This is a genomic window from Pseudomonas sp. LBUM920, assembly GCF_003852315.1.
In the GTDB taxonomy this organism is placed as follows: Bacteria; Pseudomonadota; Gammaproteobacteria; order Pseudomonadales; family Pseudomonadaceae; genus Aquipseudomonas.
In genome coordinates this window covers 2604460-2615560 of the sequence record NZ_CP027762.1, presented here as the reverse complement: position 1 = coordinate 2615560, position 11101 = coordinate 2604460, and the positions used below count along the sequence as shown (strand labels likewise).

Here is an 11101-nt window from a genome sequence, read left to right as displayed (position 1 = left end):
GTTTTATGAACGACTCACCCAATAAGCCCCCTACTTTCTGGCAAATGCTGCACAGCGTGATGGCCGCGGCCTTCGGGGTGCAAAGCGGAAAGAACCGCGCGCGCGATTTCACGCACGGCAAGCCCAGCCACTTCGTGATCCTGGGAATTGTGTTCACGGCGGTGTTTGCATTGACCCTGTTCGCCATCGTCAAGCTGGTGCTGCACCTTGCAGGCGTTTGAGTGCGCTCAAGGCGTTAACAGCTGCAAACCGAACGGGTAAACGTAACCGGCCGGTTTGCCCTGGGCCGACAACGCCCGAAAATTCACGCCGTAGACCTGCGCCGCGTTGATGTCCAGTAGACGCTGGGCAAGGTCCGGGCCGATCAACTCAAACAGATCGAGCTTGCGTTCATTCACGCCGTTCTGGCGGATATCCAACCCCAGCGCATCGTCATGCAGCAACACCATCGCCCAGCCGCCAAGGGTGAAGTGCCCTGCCACCAAAACGCTCAAGCTCCCATCAAGGCGAGCCCGCACTACCCCGGGCGAACTGTTGACGGCGCTGAACAGCACGTCCTTGCCCGGCGTATGCCCAGTGGCTTGCAGCGCCGCCATCGCGCCCAGCGCCATTTCATCATTGGCCGACCACACCAAGGCGGTTTGCGGATAACGTTTGAACAGTTGCGTGGCCTGTTCGAACGCGCGCTGGCGGCTCCACTCGCCATACACCAGCTGGCGCATACGCACGTAGGGGAAATCGACCAGGGCCCGCCGTAAACCCTGCTCGCGCAGCTGCGCCGCCGGCGTGGTCTTGACCCCGGAAAACGCCAGCAGATCGAGGGTTTGGCCGGGTGCGACGGGGCCATGCTGACGCAGCAGCTCTGTGAGCATCAGGTAACCGGCCTCCTCATCATTGGCGATAAGACTGCCGAGCCAGTTGGGATAGCTGTGGGCATCCAGCAGTTGCACCTGGTCGCTGGTCAGGGCGTTATTCACGATCAGCAACTTGACCCGGCTGCCCTGAGCCATGCGCAGAATCTGCGGGGCGACGTATTGCTCATTCACCAGCACCAGGTAATCAGGCCGCTCGCTGCCTTGCAGCGCTTCCCGGGCCTGGGCCAGGGTGTTACGAGGATCGCGCTCGGAATAACGCACGCGCAAATCCAGGCCGAGGTCCTTGGCGGCGGCCTGCATGAATTGCGTGTAGTTGACCCAGAAGGTTTCCGTGGACGTGCCAGGGTTGAGAAACACCACCGACGCGGCGTGGGCCATGGCCCCGTACGTCGATCCCAGCAACCACGCACACGTAATAAGAACCTTCAACATAGTTGTCTGAACCTTGAACGTTGACGGCCATGATAGTGGCAATACGACAGTCAATCGAGGTCCAATCAACGCGAGTTTATTGGTGGCTGACCCAGAATACGGCGGTTCCTACCACCAGGATTATCAGAAACAAAATCGCCCAGGCATCAACGGTACTGTCGGGTTTACGGGCTTTGGTCGGATTGCTCATTGCATCGCCTCTTATCGGTTTTATAGGTGATTGCACTCAAACACGATCACAGTAAAGTTGATGATTGCCCGCATGACAAATGTGGGTATCGCGATAACCGTTCTCATTAGTCAATTTGGTTATTTACATATACTCAAACATCACTTTTGCGCATAAACGCAAACTGGTATCGTGCGCCGGCTCCGTTGGGAGTGCGCGGCCGTGCGCGCAGATTTGCCGAGAACAGGACCTATATGTACGTATACGACGAATACGATCAGCGCATCATCGAGGACCGCGTCAAGCAGTTCCGTGATCAGACCCGACGCTACCTAGCAGGTGAACTGAGCGAAGAAGAGTTCCGCCCTCTGCGCCTGCAAAATGGCCTTTATGTTCAGCGCTTTGCGCCGATGCTGCGGGTTGCCGTGCCTTATGGCCAACTGACTTCCCGTCAGACGCGCATGATGGCCAAGATTGCCCGCGACTTCGACAAGGGCTACGCCCACATCAGTACCCGCCAGAACGTCCAGTTCAACTGGCCGGCGCTGGAAGACGTGCCGGATATCCTGGCCGAGCTGGCCACGGTGCAGATGCACGCCATTCAGACCAGCGGTAACTGCCTGCGCAACGTGACCACTGACCAATTCGCCGGCGTGGCCGCCGATGAGCTGATCGACCCTCGTCCGTGGTGCGAAATCGTCCGTCAGTGGACCACCTTCCACCCGGAGTTCGCCTACCTGCCGCGCAAGTTCAAGATCGCCATCAATGGCTCGACCTCGGACCGCGCAGCCATCGAAGTGCACGATATCGGCCTTGAGCCGGTGCACAACGCAGCCGGCGAGCTGGGTTTCCGCGTGCTGGTCGGTGGTGGCCTGGGCCGTACGCCGGTCGTTGGCGCGTTCATCAATGAGTTCCTGCCCTGGCAAGACCTGTTGAGCTACCTCGACGCCATCCTGCGGGTCTACAACCGCTACGGCCGTCGTGACAACAAATACAAGGCCCGGATCAAGATCCTGGTCAAGGCGCTGACCCCTGAGGTATTTGCGCAGAAAGTCGACGCCGAAATGGAACACCTGCGCGGTGGCCAGACCACGCTGACCGAAGCCGAAGTACACCGCGTGGCCAAGCACTTCGTCGATCCGGAGTACAAGGCCCTGAGCAATCAGGACGCCGAGTTGGCTGCACTCGATCAGCAGCACCCAGGTTTCGCCCGCTGGCGCACCCGCAACACCCTGGCGCATAAAAAGCCGGGCTATGTCGCCGTGACCCTGTCGCTCAAACCCACCGGCGTGGCGCCGGGTGACATCACCGACAAGCAGCTAGACGCCGTCGCCGACCTGGCCGAGCGTTACAGCTTTGGCCAACTGCGCACCTCCCACGAGCAAAACATCATTCTTGCGGACGTCGAGCAAAGCCAACTGTTCACCCTGTGGGGCGAGCTGCGCGAAGGCGGTTTCGCCACGCCGAACATCGGCTTGCTGACCGACATCATCTGCTGCCCGGGCGGCGATTTCTGCTCCCTGGCCAACGCCAAATCGATCCCGATTGCCGAATCGATCCAGCGCCGTTTCGACGACCTGGACTACCTGTTCGACATCGGCGAGCTGGACCTGAACATCTCCGGTTGCATGAACGCCTGTGGTCACCACCACGTCGGCCACATCGGCATCCTGGGCGTGGACAAGAAAGGCGAAGAATTCTACCAAGTGTCCCTGGGTGGCAGCGCCAGCCGCGATGCGAGCCTGGGCAAGATCCTCGGCCCGTCCTTCGCCCAGGAAGCCATGCCCGAGGTGATCGGCAAACTGATCGATGTGTACATCGAACAGCGCACCGAAGATGAGCGTTTCATCGACACCTACCAGCGCATCGGCATCGACCTGTTCAAGGAGCGCGTCTATGCAGCGAATCATTAAGAACAACGAAGTCCTCGACGAAACCTGGCACCTGCTGCCCAAGGACGCGAGCTTCGACGGCATTTCCAACTGCGACGACCTGATCGTGCCGCTGGCCCTGTGGCGCGAGCACGGCCATGCCCTCAAGGCCCGCGACGGCGGCCTGGGTGTATGGCTGGACGCCGATGAAGAAGCCGAAGAGATCGGCGACGACGTGGAGCACTTCCAGGTCATCGCCCTCAACTTCCCGGCCTTCACCGACGGGCGCAACTACTCCAACGCACGCCTGCTGCGTGACCGCTACGGTTTCAAAGGCGAGCTGCGCGCGATTGGCGACGTGCTGCGCGACCAGCTGTTTTATCTGCACCGTTGCGGGTTCGACGCCTTTGCCTTGCGTGCCGACAAAGACCCGTACGAAGCGCTGGAAAGCCTCAAGGATTTCTCGGTGACGTACCAGGCTGCCACGGATGAGCCGTTGCCGCTGTTTCGTCGCCGTTAAGTTTTCGCGACTGAAAAAGCCCTGGCCTGCCAGGGCTTTTTTTATGGCTTGAGTTTGCTCGGTGCCCGCACCGCCTCAATGACGCCGAGCCACGCCAGGGCGGATATTGCCAGTACCGATGACGTAATCTTCACACTCGCAGGTGAACATCCGCCGTGATCGAGCTGTCCTCTACTGATCAGCAGCTTTTAACTCACTGACGATTGGAGTTCTTCATGGCGAAAATCAACCTGGCCCAGCAATTGGCGACCACCCTTGAACAGGCGGGCATCAAGCGCATCTGGGGCCTGACCGGCGACAGCCTCAATGGCTTGACCGACGCCTTGCGCACCATGGACAGCATCGAGTGGATGCACGTGCGCCACGAAGAGGTGGCTGCGTTTGCCGCCGGTGCCGAAGCCGCCGCCACCGGCGAATTGACGGTGTGCGCCGGCAGCTGCGGGCCGGGCAACCTGCACTTGATCAATGGCCTGTTCGACTGCCATCGCAACCACGTGCCAGTGCTGGCCATTGCTGCGCAAATCCCCTCCTCCGAAATCGGCTTGAACTACTTTCAGGAAACCCATCCCCAGGAACTGTTCAAGGAGTGCAGCCACTTTATCGAGTTGGTGACCAACCCTGCGCAAATGCCTCAAGTGCTGCACCGCGCCATGCGCTCGGCGATTCTTAACCGTGGCGTGGCGGTGGTCGTCATTCCAGGCGACGTGTCGTTGCTGGAAGTGGAGAACACCCTCAAGCCGTGGCCGGCCCTGCATGCGCCGCGCACCTTGCCGGCCGAACAGGACCTGCAACGCCTCAGCGAAATCCTGCAGAGCAGCGAGAAAGTCACCCTGCTGTGCGGCAGCGGCTGCGCCGGTGCCCATGATCAGGTCGTGGCCCTGGCCGATGCCCTTGGCGCGCCGGTGGTGCACGCCTTGCGCGGCAAAGAGCACGTGGAATGGGACAACCCGTTTGACGTGGGCATGACTGGCCTGATCGGGTTCAGCTCGGGTTACCACGCCATGCTCAACTGCGACACGCTGATCATGCTCGGCACCGACTTCCCCTACCGCCAGTTCTACCCGACCGACGCAAAAATCATCCAGGTCGACCGCAATCCGCAGGCGCTCGGGCGTCGGGCCACGCTGGACCTGGGCATTGCCGCCGACGTCAGCGAAACCATCAACGCGCTGCTGCCACGCCTGACGCGCAAAGCCGATCGCAGTTTCCTCGAGACTTCGCTGAAGCATTACGAAAAAGCCCGCCAGGGCCTGGACGACCTGGCAGAACCTTCGAAGGCCGACCGGCCGATCCACCCACAGTACGTCGCACGCTTGCTCAGTGAATTGGCCGACGACGATGCCATCTTCACGGCCGACGTCGGCTCGCCCACCGTGTGGGCCGCGCGCTACCTGAAGATGAACGGCAAACGCCGCTTGATCGGCTCGTTCAATCACGGCTCGATGGCGAATGCGATGCCTCAGGCCATCGGCGCTCAGGCGGCCTTTCCCGGACGCCAGGTGATTTCGATGTCCGGCGACGGCGGCTTCGCCATGCTGATGGGCGATTTCATCTCGTTGGCGCAACTGAAACTGCCGGTCAAAGTCATTGTGTTCGATAACTCATCACTGGGTTTCGTCGCCATGGAAATGAAAGCCGCAGGCTACCTCGACACCGGCACCGAGCTGAAAAACCCGGACTTTGCGGCCATGTCCAACGCCATGGGCATCCTGGGCATCCGCGTGGAGCAGTCCGAAGACCTCGAGCCGGCCTTGCGTCGCGCCCTGGCCCATGACGGCCCGGTGCTGGTGGACGTGGTCACGGCCACGCAGGAGCTGGTCATGCCGCCGAGCATCAAGCTGGAACAGGCCAAGGGTTTCAGCCTGTACATGCTCAAGGCTGTGATGAGCGGGCGTGGCGACGAGGTGATCGAGCTGGCGCGTACCAACTGGTTGCGCTGAGCTTCCGTCGCAAGGTGTTTCAGTGGCGCCGGGCCGCGCCATAGCGGACCACCACCTGGGTGACGACCTCGACCATGCGCGGGTCGGCATCCGGCGCGCTGAACAGGCGAAACTCGGCATCGGGCAACGCGGGCAACCCGTGCTCGGCGCCGAGGACCGCCAAGCCTGGGCCCACTTGGCTTTGCGCCATCGGGGCCACGGCAAAACCGGCCGATGCCGCGGCGTGCAACGCCGCATAGCTGGCGCACTGCATGGCGGTACGCTGAGCAATTCCAGCTTGGGCAAGCCGTGACAGCGCCGCCTCGCGGTACGGACAGGGCTCGGGGAACAAGGCCAGTGGCAACGGCGTCGGCAATGCCGCCAGCGGTTGCGCCGACCAGGCCCACACCAACGGCTCGCGCCATAACGCCAGGCCCGGTTCGCTGGACTCGCACAACGAACCCACCACCACATCCAGCTCGCCTTGTTTCATCAAACTCAGCAACGAACCGGGAATGCCCACTTGCACGCTGATATGCAGGCCAGGGTACTGCGCGGCAACGTCCTGTAGCTCGCGCAGCAAACGCGCCTCTGCGAACTCCTCCGACACGCCTACACGTAGGCTTCCTTCAAACGCCGAACGCGTCAGTTCTGCCCAGGCATCACGATGCAGCGCCAGGATGCCGCGCGCGTAGGCGATCAATCGCTGACCGTCCGGCGTCAACTGTTGGGAACGCGTGGTGCGCGTCAGCAGTGGCTTGCCGACCTGTTCTTCGAGGCGGCGCAAATGCCCGCTGACGGCCGACTGCGTCAGGTGCAGGCGCTCACCGGCGCGACTGAAGCCGCCTTCGTCCACGACCGCGACGAAGGTCTTGAGTAGCAAGGCGTCAAACATATTCTGATAGGTGATCAATAGGCGATGGAAATACGATTTATATTTCATCGAGCGCTATGTTGCAATGTTCAGGTCATCATTCCTGAGGCCTGCCATGACCACTCTTCTGCATATTGAATGCTCGCCGCGCAAACAGCGCTCTGCGTCGCTGGAAATCGCCCGACAATTTATCGCGCGTTATCAGCACAACGCCCCGGACACCCGCGTGGTGACGCTGGACCTTTGGGCTCTGGACCTGCCGGAGTTTGATGGCCCGATCATGGAGGCCAAATACGCCGGCCTCAGCGGCACGGCATTGACCGAGGAACAGGCGGCGGCCTGGGACTCACTGAGGTCGCTGGCGACCCATCTGCACCAGGCTGATCTGCTGGTGTTCTCGGTGCCGCTGTGGAATTTCGCGCTGCCCTACAAGCTCAAGCACTTTATCGACGTAGTCTCGCAGAAGGGCGTGCTGTTCGAGTTCAGCCCGGAGCATGGTTTGCGCGGGTTGCTGCATGACAAGACGGCGGTCAATGTGTACGCGCGGGGCATGGATTTTTCAGCGCCCGACGCACAGGCGATGGACTTTCAGAAGCCGTACATGGAAGCCTGGCTGGGCTTTATCGGCGTGACCGATGTGCACTCGCTGTCTGTGGAAAAAACTATCCTGGGGCCAGAGGTGGATCAGGCATCTCGCCAGGCAGCCACCGAGCAGGCCCTGGCGCTGGCGGACCGCCTCGCTTGACTGCGGCAGGCGCCAGCTTGCCGGCGAAGGCGATGTGATGAGCAGCGCCAGGCGTGAGGGCCACTCGCCGGCAGGCAGGTTCCTACACAGGCAGACGCATCAGGCGGACAGCTTTTCTACCCACTTGCCGTAGGCGTCGATAAACGCCTGCAGGAACGGCCTGGTCTTTTCCGAAAGTTTTCCTGCGTCATCAAACACGCTGCCCGCGCCCCCCAGGTACGCTTCCGGTTGCTGCATGCACGGCACATCAAGGAATACCAGCGACTGGCGCAGGTGGTGGTTGGCACCAAAGCCGCCAATCGCTCCGGGCGACACGCTAATGACCGCACCCGGCTTGCCGCCCCAGACACTTTGCCCGTAAGGACGAGACCCTACGTCAATGGCATTCTTCAACGGTGCGGGCACGGAACGGTTGTATTCGGGCGTCACAAACAACACCGCGTCGGATGAACGTACTTGCTGACGGAAACTACTGTAGGCTGCGGGCGGCGATGCTCCCTCGAGGTCTTCGTTGTAGAGCGGTAAATCGCCAATTTCCACAATGTTCAATTTGAGAGTGGCAGGGGCCAGTTCGGCCAGTGCCAGGGCGACCTTGCGGTTGATCGACTCTTTTCTCAAGCTGCCAACCAGGACGGCAATCGTGTAGACCTTGCTCATTGAGGTTTTCCCGACGTTTGACTAAGGAGCTTGCAGTTATAAAGTCTTCGCGGCAGGTTCACCAGAAGGTTTTGATAAATCCGCAGACGTTTGCCGAGCAGTGACTTGCGTGGGAAGACTCTGAAAATATCAACGAATAGTATTTTTTTTCCATAGGTAAACTACCCCGCTCCATGACGGTCTACAGAACCGCAAATCGAGTGTTTATCTCCAGAGGTTCTAAACAGATGGCTGCAGTACTTGTCGGACAGTTCCATGCCAGAGACGCGGAAGGACGCGTGTATTCGGTGCATGAGTTCCAGGAATCCAACCCGGTGCAAGGCGACCTGGCTGGCTCGGCGCCTACCACTACCTACAAGCTGGCCATTGGCGATCGTGTAGAGAAACTGGAAGGCGATGAATTCAAATTGATCCAGTCGGGGACCATTATCGTCCGCGAATCGCAAACGACCCTCGCGTCATAAGATCCCGGCTTATCGACCTGCTCAGTCCTGGCCATTGATGGCATTGACTGGGCTGGGTGATCACGGCCGGCGTATCTGCGTCACTTCCACGCCCTGCTCGCCCTCCATCTGCTTGAGCGTTACCATCAAACGCCCCCGCTCGCCTTCAACCGCAAACAACGAACGCTTGTAACCTGGCGCGCCGTTAGCGGAATAGGCCACCACCTGCCTGACCAACACCACCTCCAGCACTGCCCCCACCTGCGCATCCACCTGTTCCTGGGAACGGATAAACGCCTCGAGTGCGCGGCTTTCCGGTGTGTGTTCATCGTGATTATCGAAGAGATAAGCAGCCACGCACCCCACGGTCACCAGCACCAGGAGTTGCTTGGCCGTTACCCCAAAGAAACGTGAGGGAATAGGCATTCGAGACCAGACCTGTTTTTGTTGTATTGGTCGTTATTGATCAGCGCAGCCATTCTAATCAGCTCGATGGCTAATGCCAGATGAATCAGTTGTCGCCGTAGGTAATGTCCTTGTTATCGCCGACCCCGCCCAGCGTACGGTCCTTGCCGAACGAAAACAGGTCGAACGCCGTGTTGGGCTGGGTTGCCGGGTAGTGGTACTGATAGGCAACGCCCCACGGGTCGGTCAACAACTCGTCACTGACATAGGGCCCTTTCCACTGGGCGTCCTGCGCAGGTCGCGTGGTCAGCGCCTCCAGACCTTCCTCATCGGTGGGGTAGCGACCCGTGTCTTGGTGAAACTGCTCAACCGCCTTGCCCAACTCGGCCACCTGGGCCTTGGCCGTCGCGATCTCTGCCAGCGTTACATCACCAAACAAGCGCGGCCCCACCGCCAGGGCCAGCAAGCCAATGATGACCAGTACCACCAGCACCGCCCAGCGTGTAAAACCTTGCTGGGGTTGCGGTTTGCCTGTGACTGCGGTGTATCCGGGCATTGGAAGGGCTCCCTGTTGAACCTCGGTTGATACGCTCTTTATATGACCCGCTCGTTGCAGCGCACGCAAGGTGAACGTTAGACGACGCGCATCAAGGCCCGCGCTGTTTTTTTCCCAGCCATTGAATCCACGCCCCACTGACCCTAGACTCCGGCGATGCGTTTACGTCATATCGAAGTGATTCAGGCCATCTTGCAGACCGGACACCTCGGCACGGCCGCCGAGTGGTTGCAACTTCCCGTGGGCGATGTAGACGCAACGCTCAAGGATGCCGAGCAGCAACTGGGCTTCATGCTGTTTGCCAGTGTGCGCGGGCGTTTGCAAGCGACGCGCGAAACACTCGAACTGCAGGCACACATCAGTCACCTCTATGAGGCGCTGGAGCCGGTGCAACGCCTGGCCAGCCGCTTGAAACTCCACCATGCTCCGGCCTTGCGCGCGCTGTGCACCCCGCCGCTGGCCAATCAGTTGCTGCCGCAAAGCATCGCCGTACTGCGCCGGCGCTTCCAGGACACGCCGTGCAACCTGTCGAGCCAGCCGACCCGCGAGATTGTCAGAAGCCTGCTGCTGCACGAAGCCGATGTGGGCCTGAGCCTGCATGACCCGCAGCACCCGCAAATCCAGAGCAGCGTGTTGGCCGAGGGCAAGTTGCAATTGCTCGCGCCCCATGGCTGGCTGAAACCCAAACAAAAGTACATCGCCCTGCAGGACCTGGCCGGGCAATCGCTGATCGGGCTTGAAGGGCATGACCCCTTGAGCCGCGTGCTGGACGCCAAGCTGCAGGCCCTGCGCCCGCTGCCGGTGGTACAGACGCGGGTGCAGACCTACCAGATGATGCGCAGCATGGTGGAAGCCGGCGAAGGCCTGGCGATTGTCGACCCGTTCACCGCGTCCGGTGCACGCGAGGCTGGGCTGGATGCATGCCCGGTGTCGCCGCCGATCATGGTCAGCCTGTACGCACTGACTCTCAGGGACGCCCAGACGTCACCGGCACTCAATGCGTTGCTGGACATTGTCACGCAGAAGGCCGATAGCCTGCTGGCGAGTTAAACCTGTTCGAGTTCAGTCTTGAACAACCGGTACCAGAAAATCGCCACTTCACGCGTCTGCGGGTCAATACCGCGATAACGCAGCTGATCAATCCCACCCATCACATAGCCGCAACGCTCATACAGACGGCAGGCGCCGAGGTTGTTGTTCTGGGTTTCCAGCATCATGCCCGGCAGGTTTTTCTTGCGACTCCAGAACTGCGCCACGTCCAGCAAGGCCTTGGCCACCCCATGACGGCGCGCAGGCAAGGCCACCGCCAGCTCATCGACGTGGGCAAAGCCATTCCAGTTGGTGCTGACCACGATATGACCCACCGCACGGTCATCCAGATACGCCATGAAGATCGCGCTGTCGGGCGCATCGCGAAAACTGGCGAATTCCTCCGGGTCGATGCCATAACATTTGCGGTACGGCAGGATGCGCTCAACGGCCCACTGGTCGACGCGTTTGCCCATCTCCGGCACGCCGTAGGCACTGACTTCAAAACTGAAATCATTGCCCCACACGTAGGCATCAAAACCTTCGTCGGCGACCCGTACGCTGAGCCCCGGGTACTTCGGGTTCATTACAGCTTGCATAAACATC

At 60.5% G+C, this 11101-nt stretch carries 13 protein-coding genes; 7 read left to right on the top strand and 6 right to left on the bottom strand.

The genetic code is table 11. The features are described from left to right. Positions 1 to 5 precede the first annotated feature (5 nt). Entirely contained in the window at positions 6 to 221 is a 216-nt protein-coding gene (locus tag C4J83_RS12270) for a DUF2970 domain-containing protein (RefSeq protein ID WP_106578727.1), read from the top strand. Between the two features lie 6 nt (positions 222 to 227). On the opposite strand, the gene C4J83_RS12265 is transcribed toward C4J83_RS12270, so the two are convergent. Beyond that, a complete protein-coding gene (locus C4J83_RS12265) occupies positions 228 to 1307 on the bottom strand; it encodes an ABC transporter substrate-binding protein (protein WP_124417149.1) in 1080 nt (359 codons plus the stop codon). A gap of 423 nt (positions 1308 to 1730) precedes the next feature. Between C4J83_RS12265 and C4J83_RS12260 the strand changes: the two genes are divergently transcribed. The 3 genes from C4J83_RS12260 (at position 1731) to poxB (ending at position 5807) form a co-directional block, all read left to right on the top strand. Next, positions 1731 to 3389 (top strand): nitrite/sulfite reductase, encoded by a 1659-nt coding sequence (locus C4J83_RS12260; protein WP_017136919.1) that lies wholly within the window; start codon positions 1731 to 1733, stop codon positions 3387 to 3389. After that, the gene (locus C4J83_RS12255) at positions 3373 to 3867 is read left to right on the top strand and encodes a DUF934 domain-containing protein (protein WP_106578725.1); all 495 of its coding nucleotides are present in this window, start codon (positions 3373 to 3375) and stop codon (positions 3865 to 3867) included. The genes C4J83_RS12260 and C4J83_RS12255 overlap by 17 nt, the downstream gene beginning before the upstream one ends. 215 nt (positions 3868 to 4082) lie before the next feature. After that, the gene (gene poxB / locus C4J83_RS12250) at positions 4083 to 5807 is read left to right on the top strand and encodes a ubiquinone-dependent pyruvate dehydrogenase (protein ID WP_124417148.1); all 1725 of its coding nucleotides are present in this window, start codon (positions 4083 to 4085) and stop codon (positions 5805 to 5807) included. A gap of 19 nt (positions 5808 to 5826) precedes the next feature. On the opposite strand, the gene C4J83_RS12245 is transcribed toward poxB, so the two are convergent. Then, positions 5827 to 6681: a LysR substrate-binding domain-containing protein gene (locus C4J83_RS12245; RefSeq protein WP_106578742.1), complete on the bottom strand. Its 855-nt coding sequence runs from the start codon at positions 6679 to 6681 to the stop codon at positions 5827 to 5829. A gap of 94 nt (positions 6682 to 6775) precedes the next feature. On the opposite strand from C4J83_RS12245, the gene C4J83_RS12240 reads away from it, so the two are divergent. Next, positions 6776 to 7405, top strand: a complete 630-nt coding sequence (locus C4J83_RS12240) for an FMN-dependent NADH-azoreductase (RefSeq protein ID WP_119741608.1) — start codon at positions 6776 to 6778, stop codon at positions 7403 to 7405. A gap of 99 nt (positions 7406 to 7504) precedes the next feature. Here the strand turns inward: C4J83_RS12240 and C4J83_RS12235 are convergent, their stop codons facing one another. Next, positions 7505 to 8062: an NADPH-dependent FMN reductase gene (locus C4J83_RS12235; RefSeq protein WP_119741607.1), complete on the bottom strand. Its 558-nt coding sequence runs from the start codon at positions 8060 to 8062 to the stop codon at positions 7505 to 7507. 227 nt (positions 8063 to 8289) lie between these two features. Here C4J83_RS12235 and C4J83_RS12230 point away from each other — a divergent pair, with 227 nt between their 5' ends. Next, positions 8290 to 8526, top strand: coding sequence for a hypothetical protein (locus C4J83_RS12230; RefSeq protein ID WP_106578721.1), 237 nt, complete (start codon positions 8290 to 8292; stop codon positions 8524 to 8526). 60 nt (positions 8527 to 8586) lie between these two features. On the opposite strand, the gene C4J83_RS12225 is transcribed toward C4J83_RS12230, so the two are convergent. Both C4J83_RS12225 and gspG read right to left on the bottom strand, forming a co-directional pair. Further along, positions 8587 to 8931, bottom strand: a complete 345-nt coding sequence (locus C4J83_RS12225) for a hypothetical protein (RefSeq protein WP_124417147.1) — start codon at positions 8929 to 8931, stop codon at positions 8587 to 8589. A gap of 85 nt (positions 8932 to 9016) precedes the next feature. Further along, positions 9017 to 9466 (bottom strand): type II secretion system major pseudopilin GspG, encoded by a 450-nt coding sequence (gene gspG, locus C4J83_RS12220; RefSeq protein WP_119741605.1) that lies wholly within the window; start codon positions 9464 to 9466, stop codon positions 9017 to 9019. 156 nt (positions 9467 to 9622) lie between these two features. Here gspG and C4J83_RS12215 point away from each other — a divergent pair, with 156 nt between their 5' ends. After that, positions 9623 to 10516, top strand: a complete 894-nt coding sequence (locus C4J83_RS12215; RefSeq protein ID WP_119741604.1) for a LysR substrate-binding domain-containing protein — start codon at positions 9623 to 9625, stop codon at positions 10514 to 10516. On the opposite strand, the gene C4J83_RS12210 is transcribed toward C4J83_RS12215, so the two are convergent. Beyond that, entirely contained in the window at positions 10513 to 11094 is a 582-nt protein-coding gene (locus tag C4J83_RS12210) for a GNAT family N-acetyltransferase (RefSeq protein WP_119741603.1), read from the bottom strand. The genes C4J83_RS12215 and C4J83_RS12210 overlap by 4 nt on opposite strands. Positions 11095 to 11101: the final 7 nt, after the last annotated feature.

What these genes read in the sequence shown, in the direction of transcription:
- C4J83_RS12260 (WP_017136919.1), top strand. Translation starts at nt 1,731, where the DNA reads ATGTACGTATACGACGAATACGATCAGCGCATCATCGAGGACCGCGTC.
- C4J83_RS12215 (WP_119741604.1), top strand. Translation starts at nt 9,623, where the DNA reads ATGCGTTTACGTCATATCGAAGTGATTCAGGCCATCTTGCAGACCGGA.
- C4J83_RS12245 (WP_106578742.1), bottom strand. Translation starts at nt 6,681, where the DNA reads ATGTTTGACGCCTTGCTACTCAAGACCTTCGTCGCGGTCGTGGACGAA.
- C4J83_RS12210 (WP_119741603.1), bottom strand. Translation starts at nt 11,094, where the DNA reads ATGCAAGCTGTAATGAACCCGAAGTACCCGGGGCTCAGCGTACGGGTC.
- C4J83_RS12270 (WP_106578727.1), top strand. Translation starts at nt 6, where the DNA reads ATGAACGACTCACCCAATAAGCCCCCTACTTTCTGGCAAATGCTGCAC.
- C4J83_RS12235 (WP_119741607.1), bottom strand. Translation starts at nt 8,062, where the DNA reads ATGAGCAAGGTCTACACGATTGCCGTCCTGGTTGGCAGCTTGAGAAAA.
- C4J83_RS12225 (WP_124417147.1), bottom strand. Translation starts at nt 8,931, where the DNA reads ATGCCTATTCCCTCACGTTTCTTTGGGGTAACGGCCAAGCAACTCCTG.
- C4J83_RS12255 (WP_106578725.1), top strand. Translation starts at nt 3,373, where the DNA reads ATGCAGCGAATCATTAAGAACAACGAAGTCCTCGACGAAACCTGGCAC.
- C4J83_RS12230 (WP_106578721.1), top strand. Translation starts at nt 8,290, where the DNA reads ATGGCTGCAGTACTTGTCGGACAGTTCCATGCCAGAGACGCGGAAGGA.
- C4J83_RS12240 (WP_119741608.1), top strand. Translation starts at nt 6,776, where the DNA reads ATGACCACTCTTCTGCATATTGAATGCTCGCCGCGCAAACAGCGCTCT.
- C4J83_RS12265 (WP_124417149.1), bottom strand. Translation starts at nt 1,307, where the DNA reads ATGTTGAAGGTTCTTATTACGTGTGCGTGGTTGCTGGGATCGACGTAC.
- gspG (WP_119741605.1), bottom strand. Translation starts at nt 9,466, where the DNA reads ATGCCCGGATACACCGCAGTCACAGGCAAACCGCAACCCCAGCAAGGT.
- poxB (WP_124417148.1), top strand. Translation starts at nt 4,083, where the DNA reads ATGGCGAAAATCAACCTGGCCCAGCAATTGGCGACCACCCTTGAACAG.